The sequence below is a fragment of the Mycobacterium sp. 2-64 genome (genome assembly GCF_035918375.1).
GTDB classification, from domain to species: Bacteria; Actinomycetota; Actinomycetes; order Mycobacteriales; family Mycobacteriaceae; genus Mycobacterium; species Mycobacterium intracellulare.
Genome location: NZ_CP142361.1, coordinates 4080829 through 4100108 on the forward strand (window position 1 = coordinate 4080829; position 19280 = coordinate 4100108).

At 66.5% G+C, this 19280-nt stretch carries 16 protein-coding genes; 4 read left to right on the plus strand and 12 right to left on the minus strand.

Annotated elements, in window-relative coordinates; all coding sequences use genetic code 11:
- Nucleotides 1–208: 208 nt before the first annotated feature.
- Nucleotides 209–4075, plus strand: a complete 3867-nt coding sequence (locus QGN31_RS18935) for a bifunctional diguanylate cyclase/phosphodiesterase (protein ID WP_014941488.1) — start codon at nucleotides 209–211, stop codon at nucleotides 4073–4075.
- An 8-nt stretch (nucleotides 4076–4083) separates the two neighbouring features.
- On the opposite strand, the gene QGN31_RS18940 is transcribed toward QGN31_RS18935, so the two are convergent.
- From QGN31_RS18940 to QGN31_RS18950, 3 genes are read right to left on the minus strand one after another with little or no spacing between them, the layout of a single operon-like run.
- Nucleotides 4084–5115 (minus strand): LLM class flavin-dependent oxidoreductase, encoded by a 1032-nt coding sequence (locus QGN31_RS18940; RefSeq protein ID WP_014941487.1) that lies wholly within the window; start codon nucleotides 5113–5115, stop codon nucleotides 4084–4086.
- A gap of 47 nt (nucleotides 5116–5162) precedes the next feature.
- Nucleotides 5163–6293, minus strand: a complete 1131-nt coding sequence (locus tag QGN31_RS18945; protein ID WP_014941486.1) for an FAD-binding protein — start codon at nucleotides 6291–6293, stop codon at nucleotides 5163–5165.
- The gene (locus tag QGN31_RS18950) at nucleotides 6290–7126 is read right to left on the minus strand and encodes a uracil-DNA glycosylase (protein ID WP_014941485.1); all 837 of its coding nucleotides are present in this window, start codon (nucleotides 7124–7126) and stop codon (nucleotides 6290–6292) included. Before QGN31_RS18950 ends, QGN31_RS18945 begins: the two co-directional genes overlap by 4 nt.
- 80 nt (nucleotides 7127–7206) lie before the next feature.
- Here QGN31_RS18950 and QGN31_RS18955 point away from each other — a divergent pair, with 80 nt between their 5' ends.
- A complete protein-coding gene (locus QGN31_RS18955; protein WP_014941484.1) occupies nucleotides 7207–8574 on the plus strand; it encodes an FAD-binding oxidoreductase in 1368 nt (455 codons plus the stop codon).
- Between the two features lie 117 nt (nucleotides 8575–8691).
- On the opposite strand, the gene QGN31_RS18960 is transcribed toward QGN31_RS18955, so the two are convergent.
- From QGN31_RS18960 to QGN31_RS18975, 4 genes are all read right to left on the minus strand, one after another.
- The gene (locus tag QGN31_RS18960) at nucleotides 8692–9675 is read right to left on the minus strand and encodes an NAD(P)/FAD-dependent oxidoreductase (protein WP_201407073.1); all 984 of its coding nucleotides are present in this window, start codon (nucleotides 9673–9675) and stop codon (nucleotides 8692–8694) included.
- Between the two features lie 502 nt (nucleotides 9676–10177).
- Complete coding sequence (locus QGN31_RS18965; RefSeq protein ID WP_014941480.1) at nucleotides 10178–11383, minus strand: AlbA family DNA-binding domain-containing protein; 1206 nt, start codon at nucleotides 11381–11383, stop codon at nucleotides 10178–10180.
- Nucleotides 11384–11411: 28 nt separating this feature from the next.
- Nucleotides 11412–12059: a hypothetical protein gene (locus QGN31_RS18970; protein WP_162137754.1), complete on the minus strand. Its 648-nt coding sequence runs from the start codon at nucleotides 12057–12059 to the stop codon at nucleotides 11412–11414.
- Nucleotides 12059–12643 (minus strand): recombinase family protein, encoded by a 585-nt coding sequence (locus tag QGN31_RS18975; protein WP_043954587.1) that lies wholly within the window; start codon nucleotides 12641–12643, stop codon nucleotides 12059–12061. Before QGN31_RS18975 ends, QGN31_RS18970 begins: the two co-directional genes overlap by 1 nt.
- A 233-nt stretch (nucleotides 12644–12876) precedes the next feature.
- On the opposite strand from QGN31_RS18975, the gene QGN31_RS18980 reads away from it, so the two are divergent.
- Nucleotides 12877–13632 carry a YfbU family protein gene (locus QGN31_RS18980; protein WP_014941477.1) on the plus strand — a complete coding sequence of 252 codons (756 nt, stop codon included), beginning with the start codon at nucleotides 12877–12879 and terminating at the stop codon, nucleotides 13630–13632.
- Nucleotides 13633–13877: 245 nt separating this feature from the next.
- Here QGN31_RS18980 and QGN31_RS18985 read toward each other — a convergent pair.
- A protein-coding gene (locus QGN31_RS18985; protein ID WP_085978335.1) for an IS3 family transposase occupies nucleotides 13878–15037 on the minus strand; the annotation gives its coding sequence in 2 pieces (ribosomal slippage) (nucleotides 13878–14746 and nucleotides 14746–15037; 1161 coding nt in all).
- A gap of 189 nt (nucleotides 15038–15226) precedes the next feature.
- On the opposite strand from QGN31_RS18985, the gene QGN31_RS18990 reads away from it, so the two are divergent.
- Nucleotides 15227–15868 carry a TetR/AcrR family transcriptional regulator gene (locus QGN31_RS18990; RefSeq protein ID WP_043955640.1) on the plus strand — a complete coding sequence of 214 codons (642 nt, stop codon included), beginning with the start codon at nucleotides 15227–15229 and terminating at the stop codon, nucleotides 15866–15868.
- A gap of 48 nt (nucleotides 15869–15916) precedes the next feature.
- Here QGN31_RS18990 and QGN31_RS18995 read toward each other — a convergent pair whose 3' ends face one another.
- From QGN31_RS18995 to QGN31_RS19010, 4 genes are all read right to left on the minus strand, one after another.
- Nucleotides 15917–16780: an SDR family NAD(P)-dependent oxidoreductase gene (locus tag QGN31_RS18995; RefSeq protein WP_014941475.1), complete on the minus strand. Its 864-nt coding sequence runs from the start codon at nucleotides 16778–16780 to the stop codon at nucleotides 15917–15919.
- A gap of 84 nt (nucleotides 16781–16864) precedes the next feature.
- Nucleotides 16865–17608: an SDR family NAD(P)-dependent oxidoreductase gene (locus QGN31_RS19000; RefSeq protein WP_043954582.1), complete on the minus strand. Its 744-nt coding sequence runs from the start codon at nucleotides 17606–17608 to the stop codon at nucleotides 16865–16867.
- 41 nt (nucleotides 17609–17649) lie between these two features.
- Nucleotides 17650–18420, minus strand: a complete 771-nt coding sequence (locus tag QGN31_RS19005) for an SDR family NAD(P)-dependent oxidoreductase (RefSeq protein WP_014941473.1) — start codon at nucleotides 18418–18420, stop codon at nucleotides 17650–17652.
- A gap of 72 nt (nucleotides 18421–18492) precedes the next feature.
- Nucleotides 18493–19272, minus strand: coding sequence for an SDR family NAD(P)-dependent oxidoreductase (locus tag QGN31_RS19010; RefSeq protein ID WP_014941472.1), 780 nt, complete (start codon nucleotides 19270–19272; stop codon nucleotides 18493–18495).
- Nucleotides 19273–19280: the final 8 nt, after the last annotated feature.

Consider the following 19280-nt stretch of genomic DNA (forward strand, 5'->3'; position numbering starts at 1 on the left):
CCGTCCTTCGGCGGCACCGGAAACGGCACCAACCTGGCAAAAGCCACACTTAGCGCGCGTCTGCAGCGGTTTAATGCCCTGTAACTCGTGGTGATGCTGTTGTTTCTTCACCACACAACAGGGGAGCTCAAGCGTGACGAAACGGCGGGCGGTGAATCCGTGGCGGCGGTCGGGGGTGCCGGCACCCGCCGGGTGGTCCCTCGTCTCCGTGTACGGCGTAGCCGGCGTGCTGATCGTGCTGTCGTCGTTCTGGGGATGGCGCGGCCCGTACGGGACGCACCCCATCAACGGGTTCGTCATCGCGATGTGCCTTGCCATCGCGGCGGCATACGCCGCGCGCGCGGCCCGCTTCAAGCCCCGGCGGCAACGATACGGATGGCTGGCGCTGGTGACGGCCCTGCTCGGCTGGGCGGCCGGTGAGGTCATCTGGGCGTTCTACGACGTGCGCCCGGAATTCGATCACGCCACCCACCCTGCGGCAACCGAGTTCGTCCTTCTGCTGTGGCCGGTCGGCGCCATGACGTCGTTGGTGCTGCTGTCCCAATTGTCTCGCAAGAGCCCCCGGCGTCTGCTGCTCGACGGTCTCATCGTGGCGACGTCGCTGTTCGTCATCGCCTGGGTGTTCGTGGTCGAAGCGCAGCTGCAGGAGCATTCCGGCGCGCGGCTGGTGACCTCGGCGGAGGTCTTCGCCGACATCGTCCAGGTGACGACGGCGATCCTGATGCTTTCCCGGGCTCGTCCCGGCGACCGGCCGAGCCGCAGCCTGCTCGCCGCCGGCGTCGCGACCATCTGCATCGCCGACATGGCGCTGGTCTTCTATACCGGCATCGCCAGCTATCACACGGGCGGGGTCGGCGACCTGGTCCGAGTCGCGGGCCTGGCGTTATTGGCGCTCGCGGCCCTGGCCGCCGCGCACGAGCGTCCCGCGCCCGCGCCGCCGGATGAGACCGAGTTCCGGGCCCGGCTGTGGCTGCCCTACTTGCCGCTGATCCTCGCCGCCGCGGCGGGCTGGGCGCACGCGGCGGGCCATTCGATACACGACCCCATGCTCGCCGCGCTGGGCATCCTGGTGGCCGCCGTGCTGGCCCGGCAATTCGTCGTCCTGGTCGACAACCAGAATCTGTTGTCGGAGGTCGCGCGCGAGGCGTTTCGCGACAACCTGACCGGTCTGGCCAATCGCGCCCTGTTCCTGCAGCGCCTGGAACAGGCCGTCGCGCGCCGGCATCCCAACGGCATGCCCATCGCGGTGCTGTGCCTGGACCTCGACAACTTCAAGTCGGTCAACGACGCCCTGGGCCATCCGGCCGGCGACGAGCTTTTGGTCAGGGTGGCCGGGCGGCTCACCGCGGCGTTGGGGGAAAGCGGGACCATCGCCCGGCTCGGCGGCGACGAATTCGCGGCGGTCATCGAGGCTTCCGTCCAAGAATCGCAGGCGGCCGCGCACCGGATCCTCGACGCGTTCACCGGGGCCATCCTGATCGACGGCATTCCGATCATGGTCCGGCCCAGCATCGGATTCACGGTGTGCACCGGCGCATCGGCCTGCACGGTCGACCAGCTGCTGAGGCACGCCGACCTCGCCATGTACGCCGCCAAACGCGAAGGCGGGCAATGCATCCGCAGCTTCATGCCCGACCTGCCGTTGCCGTACGCGTTCCCGGCGTCTCCCGATTCCGGGGAATCCGACGTGGCGCCGCCGGTCGATGGCGGCGGCGGTGTCGCGACGCCGCAGGCGTCACCGCCCGTTTCCGACGTCGCGACACCGACCACGAACTCGCCCTCCGGCGATGTCTCAGACGATGCCCCTCGGCCACCGAGGGGTATCCGGGTGGGCTTCGCGGTGCTGGCGGTCGGCGTGATCGCCTTCGCCGCGTCCAGCGTCGCGCATCCGGACGCGGGACACGGCATGTTCTCGGCCACAACGCTGTATTCGGCGCTGACCGTGTTGGCCGCCGGTCTGGTTGTCCTTCGCGCGTACCGCGTCTCGGCGGACCGGTTGGCGTGGTCACTGATCGCCGCCGGGATGGCGTTCTCGGCCGCGGGCGACATCGTCTACGCGTTGTTTGTGCCCAACGGTCGCTCCCCGTCGGTGGCCGACCCGGTGTACCTGGCGTACTACCCGCTGGTGTACGCCGGGCTGCTGCTGCTCATGCGGGCACGGTTCAAGCGGTTGCCGATCCCGATTCAGCTCGACTCGCTGGTGTGCGCCCTGACGCTGGCGGCGGTGGCCGCGGCCGTGACGGAGGGCCCCATGCGGGCGGCGACGTCACGCACGCCCGCGACGGTGTGGATGGGATTGGTCTACCCCTGGATTGACCTGGTGCTCCTGGCCCTGGCCGCCGGCATGCTGCCAATACTCGGTTGGCGCAATGACTTTCGCTGGGCGCTGCTGATGACCGGACTGGTCGTGTTTGCGGTGGCGGACGTGGCGTACCTGTTCCAGACGACGGCGGGCTCCTATCGGGTCGGCACCTTGCTGGATGCCTGCTGGCCGGCGTCGTCGTTGCTCATCGCGATGGCCAGCTGGTCCCCCTCGTCGCCGACGGCGCCAGTGCCCAGACACCGATTCAGCCCGTATGTCACCCCGGTGACGACATCGGTTGTCGCGCTGGGAGTCATCGTCCTGGCTCATCATTCGCGGCCGGCCGCCACCCTGGCGGCGTTGAGCCTGGTCGTGGCGACCGCGCGATTCTCGCTCACCTTCCGGGACGTGAGCCTGTTGCACACGAACGCCAAGCACGCCATGACCGACGAGTTGACCGCGCTGCCCAACCGGCACTCGCTGGCCAGCGCCCTCACCGCGTTGCCCACTACGGCGCCGGGGCCGACGTCGATTCCGGGCAGAGCGCGCGCGCGGCGGGCTCTGTTGCTGTTGAGCCTGAGCGATTTTCACGAGATCACCGACTCGATCGGTCGCCACTTCGGCGATGAGTTGCTGTGCCACATCGCAAACCGCTTGTCCGGCAGCGTCCGTCGCGACGACATGCTGGCGCGGGTCGGTGATGACCAATTCGCCGTGCTGCTCGCGGACGGGGCCAACCTGACCGCCGCCAGCGCTCAGGCGGGCCGCCTGCTGGAAGCGTTGAGTGAGCCGATCGCGTTGGACCCGATCACCGTGCAGGTCGAAGGCCGCATCGCCATCGCGCTGTGTCCCGACCACTGCGACCACCCGCAAGAGCTGCTGGGCCGCGCCGAAACCGCGATGGCGCACGCCGAATCCGCCCGCAGCAAGATCGCGGTCTACGACTCGTCCTTCGAGGTTTATCGGAACAACGACCCCAACCTCATCGAGGACCTGCGTACGGCACTGTTCGACACCGACGAACTGAAATTGCACTACCAGCCCAAGATCGACGGGCGCGACGGCAGCGTTCACAGCGTCGAGGCGGTGCTGCGCTGGCAGCACCCCACCCGTGGAACGCTGCTGCCGGAAGAGGTCTTGCCCGTCGCCGAGCGCGCCGGACTGATGCGCAAGATCTCCAACCGCACCCTGAGCATGGCGCTGAAACAGGTCCGGTGCTGGCGTGAGCAGGGCATCACGCTCACCGTCGCGGTGAACCTGTCGACGACCAACCTGCTCGACATCGAGCTCGTCGGCACCGTCGAGCGGCTGCTCGCGAATTATGACCTGCCCGCGGACGCGCTCATCCTCGAGATCACCGAGAGCGCGCTGGTGGATTCCGCGCGATCCCGCAACACCGTCGCCGCCTTGCAACGCTTGGGAATTCGCATATCGCTCGACGACTACGGCACCGGCTGGTCGTCATTGGCCCGGCTGCAAGAGGTTTCGGTCGACGAGCTCAAACTCGACCGGATTTTCGTAACCCGCCTGGATCACGACGCACGATCGGTCGCGATCGTGCGGTCCACGGTGGCGCTCGCCCACAACCTGGGCGCTGACCTCGTCGCCGAGGGTGTCGAGAACGAGGCCACCCTGGACGCGCTGCACCGGTACGGCTGCATGATCACCCAGGGTTACGTGCACACCGCGCCGTTGCCGCCGGACGAGTTGCGGAACTGGATCGCCAGCCACGCACCCGAACCCCACTCCAGCCAGTCCAACCGGCGGGCGTGAGCGGGACTTTAGAAGAGCTCTTTGGCCAACAGCTCCAGCGTCGCGACGCGCGCCGGTGCGGTGTCCGGGTCGGTGCCGCGGCGGGCCGAGGCCACCGGGTTCACCATCACCTCGTCGACGCCGAAGTGTTCGGCGAGCGCGCGGATCTGCTCGGCGGCCTCCGCCGGCGTCCCCAGGACGGCGCGGCGCAGGCCACTGTCGACGATCGCCTGCTGCTGTCCGGTCAACTCGGCCACCGCCGCCTCCTCCACCAGCGGCACCGGCCCGAGTGGCTGCCCGGTCCGCAGCCTGGCCATCATCTGCAGGTTGGGAAGCATCAAAGCCGTTGCCTCCTGCTGGGTTTCGGCCACCGCGGCGTTGACCGTCAGAAACGTCCGCGGCTCGGCGGCAAACGCGCTGGGCGTGAATCGGGAGCGGTAAACCTCGAGCGCCTCTTCGGTTCCCTTGCCGGAGAAGTGATGTGCGAACACGTACGGCAGCCCCTTGGCGGCGGCCAAATGCGCCGAGTACATCGACGAACCCAGCAGCCACAGCCGCGGTTCGGTCGCGGCGGCCGGGGTGGCTTTGAGTGTGTAGTCGCCCGAGCGCAGCGGAACCCGCACGCCGCGCGCGCTCATCAGCGCCGCGACGTCGTCGAGGTATTCGGGGAAGTTCTCGATGTCGCGGCCGTCCTGCCCGCCCCGTAGCGCGTAGGAGGTCACGGGGTCGGATCCGGGCGCCCGGCCGATGCCGAGGTCGATGCGTCCGGGGGCGGCCGCTTCCAGCAGTGCGAACTGTTCGGCCACCGCGAGCGGCGCGTGGTTGGGCAGCATCACCCCACCCGAGCCGAGCCGGAGCTGCGAGGTCTGTGGTGCCAGATAGGCGAGGACCACCGGCGGGCTGGTGGCACCGACGGAAGGCATGTTGTGGTGCTCGGCGACCCAGTAGCGGGTAAAACCCAACCGATCCGCGGCCTGCGCCAGCTGCACGGTGGCCGCCAGGGCGTCGCCGGTCGTCTGGTCGGTGCGCACCGGGATGAGATCAAGGACGGAAAGACGCACGATGGCGTCAACGTGCGCGGGCCGGCAAACGTTCCCGAACCCCGGCCCTAGTAGTCCTTGAGGGTGATCGAGGAGACGATGCGGTCGAACACCTCCTGCGGTATCGGTGCGCCGCCGGGAATGTTGTCCACGACCAGCCATTGATTGCGCTGCACGTAGTCGGCGAATTCGCGGTGGTAGTTGGCGAATCCGCGCTCGTGGTCGGCGGTCCCGTCCGAGGTGGCGGACTTAAGCTCGCCGGCGAGGATGTAGGCGCCCAGCAGCGCGACGCTGGTGCCCTGTCCTGACAGCGGCGAGCAGCAGTACCCGGCGTCCCCGACCAGTACCACGCGGCCGTGCGACCAGCGGTCCATCGTGATCTGCGACATCTCGTCGAAGTAGAAGTCCGGTGCGGTCCGCATGTACTCCAGCAGTTGGGGGCGAATCCATCCTTCCCCGGCCATCCGCCGCTCCAGCTCGTCGAACTGGGCTTCGGTGTCGCGGTAGTCGATCCGCAGATCCGGGTCCATGAAACCCAACATGGCGCGGGCCTCGGCGTTGTTGCGAGCGCTGTAGATCCCCGCCATGGTGGAGTCGCCGTAGTGCCACATCTGCCAGTGGTCCAGGTCCAAGAAATTGGGCACGGTGAAGATCGCCGCGTGCGTGCCCAGCCGTTCGATGAAATCCTCCTCCGGCCCGAACACCAATCGCCGTACGGTGGAGTGCAATCCGTCGGCGCCGATGACGAGGTCGAATTCCCGTGGTGCGGCGCGCTCGAAGGTGACGCGAACGGCCGCGCCATCGTCCTCCAGCGCGGTGATGGTGTCGTCGAATAGGTACTCGGTCGTCCATTGGCTTGCGCCGTACAGCAATTCGACCAAGTCGTCGCGCAGCAGTTCGATGTCGGGGCTGTCGATGCGCCCGCCGGTGGGTGTCGATTCGGTGTCGCGGGACAGTTCGTTGCCGTCACGGTCGACCACGGAGGAGCCGCGGATTTGCGTCTTGCGCTTCTGGGCGGCGGCCAGCAGACCCATGCGGTCGAGCACGGTCAGCGCCGGGCCGCGCACGTCGATCGCCTGGCCGCCCGGCCGCGGGCCGCGATGGCGCTCCACCACGGTCACCGAATGGCCGTGTCGCCCAAGCCAAAACGCTGCCGCGGTGCCCGCCACGCTGGCGCCGGAAACGAGAATCTCGCTCACTTGATCCCTGCCAGTTCTTTTGCGTCGCGGAAGACGTCATCGAGCATTGCTGGTGTCAACCTACCGGTGAACATGTTTTGCTGGCTCGGGTGGTAGCAGCCGAGCAACCGCACGCCGGGCGCCAGGTCGGCGACGACGCCGTGGCCGAACCGGGGCTTGGGTCCCGCGGCTCTGCCGGAGGCACCCGGCAGTCGTAGCGCGATCTGCCAGCCGAATCCGCCGAGGGCCACGACCACCCGAACGTGCTCGGCCACCAGTTGCCATTCGGCCTGCAGCCAAGGCCAGCAGGTGTCCCGTTCGGCCGGGGTCGGGGCGTTGGCGGGGGGCGCGCACCGCACCGGTGCGACGATGCGAATCTGCTTGGTGCGCAACCCATCCGCGGCGTCGACGCTGGTCGGCTGGTTCACCAGCCCGGCCCGGAACAGCGCCGCGTACAACTGGTCGCCCGAGCGGTCGCCGGTGAACATCCGGCCGGTGCGGTTGGCGCCGTGGGCGGCGGGTGCCAGCCCGACGATCAACAGCCGGGGCCGCGCCGCTCCCCAGCTGGGTACGGGCCGGCCCCAATACGGTTGGTCGGCGAAGGCCCGGCGTTTGACGGCGGCGACCTCCTCGCGCCAGTCGACCAGCCGCGGACAAGCCCGGCACACGCTGACCAGGGCGTCGAGTTCGGGGATCGAGGTGGCCTGTTCCGCGAGGGCGACGACCCGAGCGGCATCGGCCGCCACCGGGGTCTGCGGCGTGGCCGGGTCACCCGGCCATCCGGTGCCCGCGCCAACCGGAGAGTCGAACGGCCGGCCGGTACGCGGGTGGTCGAGCACATGAACATCCTGCATTCAGGCGCGGCGCCCCGCAGACCCGGGCGGCCGGTGCGATGGCGCCATCGCGGGCCGCGCGGCGGGCTTACTATCGGGCCGTGAGCTCTGACGCCCTGGCCAGCCTGATCGCCGACCTGCCCGACGGGATGGTCGTCACCGATCCGACCGTGACCGAGGGCTATCGCCAGGACCGCGCGTTTGACCCTTCGGCCGGCAAACCGCTGGCCGTCGTGCGGCCGCGGCGCACCGAGGAGGTGCAGACCGTGCTGCGCTGGGCCACCGCCAACCGGGTGCCCGTCGTGCCCCGCGGCGCCGGCAGCGGCCTGTCCGGCGGGGCGACCGCCCTGGACAACGGCATTGTGCTCTCGACGGAGAAGATGCGCGACATCGCCGTCGACCCGGTGACCCGGACCGCGGTCTGTCAGCCCGGACTGTTCAACGCCGAGGTGAAAAAAGCCGCCGCCGAACACGGCTTGTGGTATCCGCCGGATCCGTCGTCGTTCGAGATCTGCAGCATCGGCGGCAACATCGCGACCAACGCCGGCGGCCTGTGCTGCGTGAAGTACGGCGTCACCACCGACTATGTGCTGGGCATGCAGGTGGTGCTGGCCGACGGCACCGCCGTCCGGCTGGGCGGGCCGCGACTCAAGGACGTCGCCGGCCTGTCGCTGACCAAACTCTTCGTCGGCAGCGAAGGCACGCTGGGGGTCGTCACGGAGGTGACGCTGCGGCTGGTGCCCAAGCAGAACGCGTCGAGCATCGTGGTCGCCAGCTTCGCGTCGGTGCAGGACGCGGTCGAGGCGGTGCTCGGGGTCACCGCCCGGCTTCGCCCGTCGATGCTGGAGTTCATGGACTCGGTGGCGATCAACGCCGTCGAAGACACCCTGCGCATGGACCTCGACCGCGGGGCGGCGGCCATGCTGGTGGCCGGGTCCGACGAACGCGGCCGCGCCGGCAGCGAGGACGCCGAAATCATGGCCAAGGTGTTCGCGGAAAGCGCTGCGACGGAGGTGTTTTCGACCGACGATCCCGACGAGGGCGAAGCGTTCGTCGTCGCGCGGCGGTTCTGCATCCCGGCCGTCGAGGCCAAGGGATCGCTGTTGCTCGAGGACGTCGGCGTGCCGCTTCCCGCGCTGGGCCGGCTGGTCACCGGGATCGCGGGCATCGCCGCCGAACGCGACCTGATGATCTCGGTGATCGCCCACGCCGGCGACGGCAACACCCACCCGTTGATCGTCTACGACCCCGCCGATGCCGACATGACCGAACGCGCTCACCTGGCGTTCGGCGAGATCATGGATCTGGCCGTCGGTCTGGGCGGCACGATCACCGGCGAGCACGGGGTGGGCCGGTTGAAGCGGCCGTGGCTGGCGGGCTATCTCGGGCCCGAGGTGATGGACCTCAACCGGCGGATCAAGCAGGCGTTGGATCCGCAGGGCATCCTCAACCCCGGGTCGGGCATTTAGTTCCCTGTCCGAAGTCGGCTCGGGTGTGCGGCTGGCCGCACACTCGGTCACCAGCGTGCGGCTGGCCGCACACTCGGCGCTCGCGAACTTCGAAGGATTCGGCCCTCAGTGCCAGGGTCACCGTGTCGGTGTTGAGGCATCGGCATAGTCGTTGTCTTTCGCCGCGACCGTGGGCCACGGCGGCGTCGGCAATCCCACATCGCCGCCCAACAAGCCCTGCACGACGGCGGCGCCGGCCAGCGAGCCACTGGCCACCGCCGCCGCCACCTGCGGCATCTGGGCGCAGAGGTCACCGGCGGCGAAGACGCCGGGCACCGATGTGCGTTGGAAGGAATCAACTGCAAGGGCGTCGGCGGCCATCGGTCCCGGCGGGGCGACGGCGGCACCCAGTTGAGTGGCCAGCGCGGAACGCTGGTGCAGCGTCGCCACCACCAGCGCACCGGCGCGCATCATGCGGGAGCCGTCGCCGAACACAACCCCCGTCAAGTCACCTGCATACGAGGCTAATTGAGCAATAGGCCGCTCATCAACGGCGATCCCCGCCGCCCCGAGCAGCCGATGGTGCTCCGCAGCCAGCGTGGCTGGTCCGTTGGTGAGGACAACGATGTCATCACTCCAGCCGCTCAGAAGCAACGCGGAATGCACCGCCCGCTCACCATCCGCCACGACAGCAAGTGGTTGATCACGGACCTCCCAGCCATGACAGAACGGGCAGTGAAACACCGACCGTCCCCAAAGATCCTGTAGTCCAGGAAGGTTCGGCGCGCGGTACTCCATTCCTGTAGCCAACAGCACCGTGCGGGTACGCTCGTGCCGCCCGTCGGCCAGTTCGACAACGAAACCGCGCTCAGCTGAGATGACGTCACCGTCCCGAATCTCAACACTCGGATACGCGGCCAACTCGGCCCGGCCCGCAGAGTACAACTCGGCGGGCGGGCGGGCATCATGGCCCAACAGACCACCTATTCCGTGAGCGGCCTTGTTACTTTGCGCGCCGGCATCCACAAGGAGTGTGCGACGCCGAGCCCGTCCGAGCACCAGTGCGGCGCTAAGCCCGGCGGCACCGCCTCCGACAATCACGCAATCCCATGTCTCACTCATGCATCCGAGCATGCCTACGATCGACGAAAATGCCAATCTCCTTTGCCATGCAGGCAAACGAGGACTCTGTCCACGCCCGCGTGCGCCGCAGGTCGCGACACGGCGAGCTTGTCCACCTCCGCGCCTGGTGACAGTCGCTGCCTGGGCGGCCAATGAGCAATGTGAGTGTAGGTTCTCAAAGATTGTGGCGAAGGCCAAAGCCCTGACCTGCGCGTTTGCAGGATTCTCACGAAAATGGCGGACGTGTTTTCCTCATCTTCGTGGCGAATCCTAGAACCGTACGGTTGTGCGGGATTACGACCTCGACCGCAGAATTGATCGCACAGACCATCGAGGGTCTGATTCCAGCACGGACCGAACGTGTTCGGAGTGTGCGCTGGGTCGGTCTCGAGCGCGCCTGACGCGCCATCGCGTGAAGTGCCGGGTGTTCATGGCGCTCGGTAGGTCGCAGCGGAAGTGATTTCGGCGACGGCGCGGCCGACGTCGGCGATAGACGTAGGACTTACGTATCCCGTTCGAAGTGCTTCGCCCAGGCTTGGTGGGAGCCGAGGCTTCGAAGGAGCGGAGCGGTGAGTGCTGCTGTTACCTGGCCGGGGTTCTCATCGAGATCACTTAACGATGTTTCAGCCGCCCGCTCATAGATGTCCTCCGTGTAGACCGGTCCCCTGTCACCGAAGGTTCGGTCGGTGATGGTCCAGGACACCGAGTCGCGAAGGCCGTTCAAGGAGAGCGCGAAACGCCAACTGCCGGTGTATCCCCACCTGTGCGATACGGCCCCGGCCAGGCGGGCGAGCAGGTCGACGTGACCGATGATCAACGCCTCGAACACGACTGTTACGTCGGGCGGCGGAGGGAAGACAGCACCCTTGAACGACCGTATTGTCACGGCGCGTTCGGATGCGAGAACGAGGCGGCCGGACTCGTGAAAGACGATCTCGGCGGCGCGATCTTTACCGGCGAAGCGCTGCCCATCGTGCATGCCGGTGGTCAAAGCCACGCCGCCGGGTCGCCGGGCGAAACCGCTGGCTTCAGCCAGAGTGGGTGCATAGGTGCGCTGATCAGGCCCCACCACAGAATGCACCAGCTGAAGCACGGGTTCTTGCCACTGAGACGATTCGGCGAGCGAGACGAGCATGTCTTCACGTGCGTTGAGCGGTTCGGCCAAAAGGACCAGCAAAGGTGTGCTGTCACCGACGAGTTCAAGGCGGATCGAGCGTGCCTCGGCTCGAAGGTCACGGCGGTCGGCGATTCGACGATCGAGCAGCCGGACCACCTCGGTGTTGGGCAGCACCCGGTTGGTCTTGTCTCCTCGGCCGTAGTAGCGGCCGTCGGCCATGTGCGGCGCTCGGACCGATTGAGGAACGTACACGACGACGTAGCCGTGTCCGGGAGTGTCGGCGGACTCGATGACAATGGTGCGGACCTGGACGGCCTCGTCGACCCTCATCCGTGCCACTTGCTCGATGCGCTCGGCGAGTCCTGCCAGGGGTACGGGCCAGAGGCGGGGCGGTGAGGTGTCCTCGTCGACGCCGATCAGGATCGTTCCGCCATCGAGTGCGAATGCCGCGATGTCCTTGGCCAGCTCCTTGTTGGACGAATTGCCGGCACCCAGTTCGCGTTTGAGGTCCAGCCAGTGGGTTTCCTCCAGGAGGTCGTTCTGAGCCAGACGCTCCAGGTCCTCCTCGGTCCGAAGTTCTATCGAAGTCAACGAGGGCTCCTCTGCGTGTGCGATGGGGTTATCGGTTGCGGGCCAGGAGTTCTCGCAACCGTTTGGCGCCTCGTTCGGACACCGACTGCGACGACAGGGCATACGCGGCGGCCTGATCAGGGGTCAGTCGGCCGCCGCTGATGTGGCCGCTCAGAAACCGCCGCACTTGAGCCTTCTCGTCTGCCCCGGTCCAGCCGTTGCGCCCGCCGTAGAAAATGACGGAATCGAGGTCTTTGCGGACTTCATCGTCGAGCTGAGACGTTGTGACCTGTCCGGTCAGCAGGTTGATCGCGGCCGCGCCAGCAGCCCATTCGGCTAAGGGCGTGGAGCCCTCGACGACAGCAAGCGAGTAGCCCCGAGCCAAGCCCATCGCGAAGTGCAACGACCGTTCGTCGGGCACGAACACCAGGACCGGGCCGCGATCGGATCGGCTACGGCTTTGCGGTGTGGCGTGGCCGCCCGCTCGGATGATCTCGTCGAGGTCGGCATACCCGAAGCTCGCCGCATTTTGAGCGTTGCTCACCAGCAGCGGCGCTGAATCCTCCTCGCGACTGCGTTCGCAGATCCAGTCGACGGTTAGGGCGATGGCTTCCTCCCACGGCCGATCTTCGACGTCATCGGGGACCCACGCTGCGGCCCGCAGGTGAGTGGAGGGGTGTAGATCGTCGGCGGTCATCACGCGACTCCTGATGCAGAACTGAGTATGGACAGGTAGCGGTAGGACGTGGCCCGGCTGATCCCGAACGCTTGAGCAAGTTCGTGTACGGGTTCGCCCGTCCCGGCGAGGCGGCGCAGCTGCTCTTGCCGTTCAGGGGTCAGCTTGGCCGGCTTTGTGGCCGGTAGTTGGCGGGCGCGTCGGGACTCACGCGATGTGGCGCGACGCTCACGACCGAGCTCGAGTTCAAGCTCAGCCAGCGTCGCCATGATGGTGGCCACAGCTCGTCCTGTTGGTGTGCCCGTGTCCACGCCTTCGCGCAAGGCGCGCAAGAGAATTCGGCGCTCACCAAGATCCGCGATAGTACGGGTTACCTCCGCGACGGACCGGCCCAGCCGATCGATGGCGGTGACCACCACGGAGTCGCCCTCGCGGGCGTAGTGCAACAGCGCCGTCAGGCCCGGCCGAACGGTGTTAACCGAACCCGAAAGTTTGTCGGTGAAGGCATGGCCGGGTTCGACACCCTCGGCGGCCAGAGCGGCAAGCTGCGCATCGAGGTCCTGACCCAGCGTGCTCACTCGCGCGCACCCGAGAATTGCTGTCACAGCACTACCGTCTCATTACCCACCGACATCGAGGATCTGAGACCCGTGTTAGACAAGAAATGAGACACCGCGACCTGGCGCGATGCGGCCCCAACGTTGGCCAGGTAGGTCTGTCTCGTTTCTCTAGAAACGAGACATTGAAGATCGGCCCACTGGACACTCCTTGTCATACACGCAGTGGTGTGTGACACTGCTTAGCAGTTGTCATACGACATTACACCAAGGAGGGCGATATGGCTGTCTTGAACATCCGAGTCGATGATCAGGTCCGCGATGAACTCAAGGACATGGCTGACGCGGAGGGCGTCACCGTCAGCGAGTACGTCCGCGATCTGTTCACGGCCGCGCTCGTCCCTGGTTATGAGTCCAAAGAGGACCACGGCGACCTGCCTGCGCCGGAGACGATGCGGATTGCCGATCGGCAGGTGCTCTCCCTGCTCCACCGCATCCTCGCGCGCGTGCTGCCCGAGGACAACGACGACGTGGACGGAGACCTCGGTTATCAGCTGGGGCGTGCGCGGGTGATCGAGGCGGGCTACACCGGGGAGTACTGGCGTGAAGTCGCCGGGTTCAGCCCCGAGCTGTCCAAGCGTGACTGCGGCCGCGTCCTGGACATCCTCGACATGTTCCGCATCATCACCTTCAGCATCCGGCGGCTGGAGAAGGACGGGACCACCGTCGACGAGGACCTCAAGTACAGGCTGGAATTCCAGGGTTTCGACGGCAACGACGGACTCGAAAACCACATGGCCCACTACGTCGAGTTCCTCATGAGCGACGGCCGGTGGTCTGAACTGCACGAACAGTGGAAGAGCAACGACGAGGGGAACTCCCATGCCCTCATGCTCGACACCTACATGCGCATGGTTGCCGAACACCGTCGCATCAAGGCCAGCCGCGACCGCGGATTCCACCGAGAGGACTACCTGCTGTCCCTCGACGAGCTGCAGCAGATCGCAGACGCTCGCCACCCGTCGCGCCGCGGCTAGCTCGGGGGCCTGGTTCTCCCGGCCGCGCCAAAGGCATAAGGCAGCTCCCGCCCGACCCGCAAGCGGCCCGGTTGGGTCTGAAAATCCCGTGCCCCCACTGAGGACCGCGAGGCCGCCGGGAAAGCTGTGCAGCAGAGTATCCGGCGTCGAACTACCGTTCCCAGCATGAGAAACCAGATCCGCACCACCCAGTGGGTGCTCATCGGGGACTGCCCCGCATTCAGTTGACTCGCGGGGTGGGATTTTCAGGCCGCGGTTGCGGCTTGTGTGTGGAGCAGTTCGAACTCTATCGGGGTGAGTCTGCCGAGTGCGCGTTGCCGGCGGCGTCGGTGGTAGGTCCGCTCGATCCACGACACGATCGCCAGGCGTAGTTCGGCTCGGGTGGACCAGCGTCGCCGGTCGAGCACGTTGCGTTGCAGAAGGGCGAAGAACGACTCCATGGCAGCGTTGTCACCGCACGCGCCGACACGACCCATCGATCCGTGTAATCCGTTGTGCGACAGTGCATGGACGAACTTTCGTGAGCGAAATTGGCTACCCCTGTCCGAATGAACGATCGTCGCGGCAGGTGAACGCAACGCCACGGCGTGATCGAGGGCGGCCACTGCCAGCGAGGACTTCATCCGCGAGTCCATCGAGTAACCCACGATCCGGTTGGAATAGACGTCTTTGATCGCGCAGAGGTAGAGCTTGCCTTCATCGGTGCGGTGTTCGGTGATGTCGGCCAGCCAGACCTGGTTGGCGGCCTGGGCGCTGAACTGACGCTGCACGAGGTCGTCGTGAACTGGCGGCCCGGATCTGCGGTTCAGTCCTCGCTTCTTGGCGAAGACCGACCAGATGCGCTCCTGGGAACACAACCGTGCGACACGGTTCTCGCTGGCGAAGATACCGCGTCCGGGAAGTTCGTCGGCGATGAATCGGTAGCCGAATGCGGGGTCGTCGGCATGGATGTCGCGGGCGGCGTTGATCAGGTGCGCATCATCCCAATCTCGCTGCGATAGAGGTGCTTTGCGCCATTTGTAGAACGCCTGGGTGGAAAATCCCAGGACCCGGCAGGTCACCGTGACGGGCACGCCGTCATCGGCAAGGTCGAGGACCAGCGGGTACATCATTTTGGGTTGGCATCCCGGGACAAGTAGCCGACCGCGCGACGCATCACTTCAGCCTCCTGCTCGAGGAGCTTGATCCGCTTATGCGCCTCGCGCAGCTGCGCCGACACATCCTCAGAGACCGCCGCAGGCGACAGCCGGTTGGCACCGTCCTCGCGGTCGGCGATCTTAAGCCAGCGATGCAGGCAGGCCTCCGAAATCCCGAAGTCCTTCGCGATCTGGCGCAACGGCGCCTCACCCTTGCGGGCCACAGCGATGACATCGGCTCGGAACTCGGCGGGAAACGGTCTCGGCACGAGGTTGATCCTTCCAGCAAGGACGAATCCTCACAGGTCAGGAGTCAACCAAACCGGGGGCAGACCCGGCTGTTCCGTTGCAATGAGCGTGGTTTGGCTCGTTAAAGACACCAACCACACGTCACCGTACGACTGTACAGCAACGGTGCGTGTCAGAATAGGGCTGTTTCGAAGGACAGCGAGGTGATGATGGCTGCGTCGTCGCGGCGGGTGGGTGCCGAAACTTCCAAGACGCGCGATGCGCTGTTGGTGTGCGTGGAGAAGTTGATGCTCGAGGAAGGCTATGCGAGTGTCAGCTATCGCTCGTTGGCGGCGAGCGCTGGCGTGACACCGAGTTTGGTGCAGTACTACTTCCCGAGTCTGGATGACATTTTCCTCGCGGCGATCCGCCGTTACGCCGAGCGGAATTTGGCGGTGTTGGAGAAGGCGTTGGCGACGCGGACTAAGGATCCGTTGCGGGCAATGTGGGAGTACAGCGGCGATGACGCCACGAGCGCGTTGATGATTGAGTTCATGGCGCTGGCGAATCACCGCAAGTCCATTCGGGCTGAGATCGCTGAGGTGACCGAGCGGGTGCGCGCGGTACAGTTGAAGGCGTTGACGGCGAAGTATGGCGCGGAGGCCCGCCCGGATGGCCAGTTATCGCTTGCGGCACTGCTTCTCATCGTCACCGGGTTTCCGAAGTTTCTGAATCTGGAGGAAAGCGTCGGTGTCACCGCGACCCACAAAGAGGCGATCCGCGCGTTCGAGGTCTACCTGGACCGGGTCGAGCCGGCCGCGACACCGCGCCGACGCCAACCCTCTCGGCGCTCGCCGGCCAAGAAGAGCTAGCGCCTTTCAGTCAGGAGAACTGACCTTACGCACCGAGCTCAGGTTGGGTCAGCGCATGACGTGGGGGTATTGCGTGTGTGGGTGGACGTCGAACATGTCGCGGTAGGACGGGGGTTGTCGGCCGCCTTCGTCGGTGATGCCGTACCGCGCTGCGAGTTCGGCGCCAATGAGTGTTTTGCCGCTGAAGTCGGCCAGGTGGGGGTCGTTGTAGAGCGCCCAGATGACGTGGCCGGTGAGGTCGGGGGTTTCGGCGGTGTCAAGGACGTGTCCGAGTTTGTCGGGATTGCGGGCGATGATGCGTTTGACGCGTTCGGTAAGGAGTGACCCCATCCAGATGGAGACGCTCGCGATGCCGAATTCTTTGAAGTCGAAGGCGATGTCGGCGGCCATTTTGTCGACGGCGGCTTTGGGTACGCCGTAGGCGGGGCCGAAGTTGTAGTGCACCGCGCCCGAGGATGACGTGAAGACCACCAGGCCGCGGCGGTGCGGAAGCATCAGGGGTGCGGCGTAGACGGTGGCGACGTAGCTGCTGCGCACCCCGACCGCCAGGGTGTCCATCACGCTGAGGGGTTCTTCCCAGAATTTGGTGCGGCCCATCATTTCGTCGCGGACGATGGCGGCGTTGTTCACCAGGATGTCGAGGTGGTCGTGGTCGCGGGCGATGAGGTCGAACAGGGCTCGGGTTTGTTCGTCGTCGCGGTGGTCAACGCGCATGGCGATACCGTGGCCGCCGGCGGCGGTGACGGCGGCGGCGGCGTCGTCGATGGTGCCAGAAGCGGCGGATTCGCTGGTGTGGTCGGTGCGTCCGGTGACGTAGACGGTGCAGCCGTGGCTGCCCAGGGCACGTGCGATGCCCAGTCCGGCGCCGCGGCTGGCGCCGGTCACGACCGCGACGGGTCTGTCGCTCGACATAGGGCTTGTCTCCTGTCCGGCTGTGCGCCGCGAGGGGTGGGGCGCGAAACCTGCTGGCGGTGAGTAGATGTGGTCAGATGGCTGTTAGATGATGGCGCCGCCGTTGACGCCGATGACTTGGCCGGTGATGTAGCTGGCCGCCTCAGAGCACAGGAACGCGCACAGCGCGGCGACATCGTCGCCGGTTCCGAGGCGGCCGGCGGGGACGGCTTTGACGAGGTATTCCGAGGGCGGCAGTGTTCCGGCGGCCTGCTGGGCTCGCAGCATGGGTGTGTCAATGACGAACGGAGGCACGGTGTTTGCGGTGATGCCTTTGGCGGCGTAGTCCAGTGCGATGGTCTTGGTGAGGGCGATGACACCGCCTTTGGTGGCCGAGTAGTGGCCTTGTCGGGATGCGCCGCGTTGGCCGGCGGCCGAGGAGATGGTGACGATTCGGCCCCACTGCGCGGCGACCATGTCGGCCAGGGCGGCGCGCAGGCACAGGAATGTGCCGGTGAGGTTGACCGACAGATAGCGGTTCCATTCGGTCAGGGTGATGTTGTCGAAGCGGGTGAAACCGGCCACAGCGGCGCTGGTGACCAGAATGCCAACCGGGCCGAGTTCGCTGCGGATGGTGTCGAACGCGGTGGTGACGGCTGCCTCGTCGGCGACGTCGGTGGTTACGGCCAGAGCGTGTCCGCCGTGATCGCGCACGGTGGCGGCCACCTGGTCGGCGGCCTCGGGGTTGGCATCGAGGACGGCGACGCGGTGCCCGTCGTGGGCTAGGGCGGCGCAGATCGCCTCTCCCAGGCCTGAGCCGCCGCCGGTGACCACTGCTACCCGACTCATCTGTGTGTGTCTCCTGTCCGCCGCGCGTGTTGTGGCTGTCGCTAGATTCCGGCCGGCCCGGGTGCGCCGTGCATGTACAGCGTTTGTCCTGAGCAGAAGCTGGCGGCGTCGGAGGCAAAAAACAGTACGCCGTAGCCGATCTCGTCGGGTTCTCCGAGGCGGCCCAGCCCGTTGGACAGCGCGATCGCGTCGGGGTCGAGCCCGTATCGGGCGGCGTCGTCGGTCAGGGTGGCGGCGCGCACTGCGCCGACGGCGATGGCGTTGACGCGGACTCCCTTTTTGGCCCATGCGGCGGCCATCGACCCGGTGAGGTTGTTCATCGCTGCTTTGGCGGCGCCGTAGGGCGCGGCTTGGGGCATGGCGAGCAGGCTCGCGCCGGAGGAGATGTTAACGATGGCGCCTTTGCCTTGGGCGAACATGGGTTTGGCGACGGCTTTGGACAGGTGCCACACGGCCCCGAAGTTCAGGGCCAGTGTGTGTTCGAAGTCGTCGTCGGGCCATTTGAGGATGGGTTTGGTTTCTGCGCCGCCCGCGCAGTTGACCAGGATGTCGACTCGCCTGAATTCGGTGATCGTGTCGTCGACGAGCTGGCGGCAGGCCGCTGCGGTGGTCACGTCTGAGCTGATTGCCAGGGCGCGGCGGCCTAAGTCGTGGATCTCTTTGGCGGTGGCGTGCAGGGGTTCTGGGCGCCGGCCAGCAAGGACGACGTCGGCGCCGTGTTCGGCCAGGACCAGTGCGGAGGCCCGCCCGATGCCGGTGCCGCCGCCGGTCACCAGCGCAACGCGGCCTTCGAGGTTGAACCGATCAGACACGGGTGGCTCCTGTTCGTCGGCGACCCGGGCTCGCGGGGAAGGCGGAGCCGCGGGTTGTGCTGCGGTGCTGGGTCATGCGGTGATCCATGCACCGCCGTCCGCGTGTAGGTTCTGTCCGGTGATCCAGTGGCTGTCATCGCTGGCCAGAAACACGAACACCGGGGATACGTCGTCGTAGGGGTCGCCGATCTTGCCGAACGGGTTGTCCTGGAACGCTTGTCGTGCCCATTCCTGAACTTCGGGGCGGCGTTTGTGTAGCAGGTTGGTAGTGTTGTCGGTCCAGCCGCCGGGGCTGACGGTGTTGACCCGGATGTTGTATTCGCCCCATTCCCTGGCCACGACGCGCGACAGACCGCGGATGGCTTCTTTGGCGGCGGCGTAGGCGGCGTGAAACACGGTGCCCTCGATGCCGCCTTTGGAGGCGGTATTGATGATGGAGGCGCCGGCGCCGGGTTTGTCGCGCATGTGCTCAAAGCACAGCTTCATCATGTGCCAGCTGGCGTACAGCGATGTACGCAGTTCGGTGTCGAGGTCGGCGGCGCTGAAGTCGAGGAAGCTGCGCAGGTCGGTGATCTTGTGGGCGTTGTTGACCAGCACGTCGATGGTGCCGAACCAGTCGACTGCGGCCTTGACGAACGTGGCGAGTTGGTCGTAGTCGCCGACATCGCAGCGCATCGCGACGACGTCGGCTCCGCGTTCGCGGCACAAACGTTCGGTGTCGGCGAGTTTGGTTTCCTGGACGTCGCAGATCGCCAGGCGGGCGCCTTCGTCGGCGAAGCGCAGCGCATGCTGTTTGCCCAGTCCGCTCGCGCAGCCGGTGATGATGGCGACTTTCCCTTCAAGTTTTCCCATGGGATAAG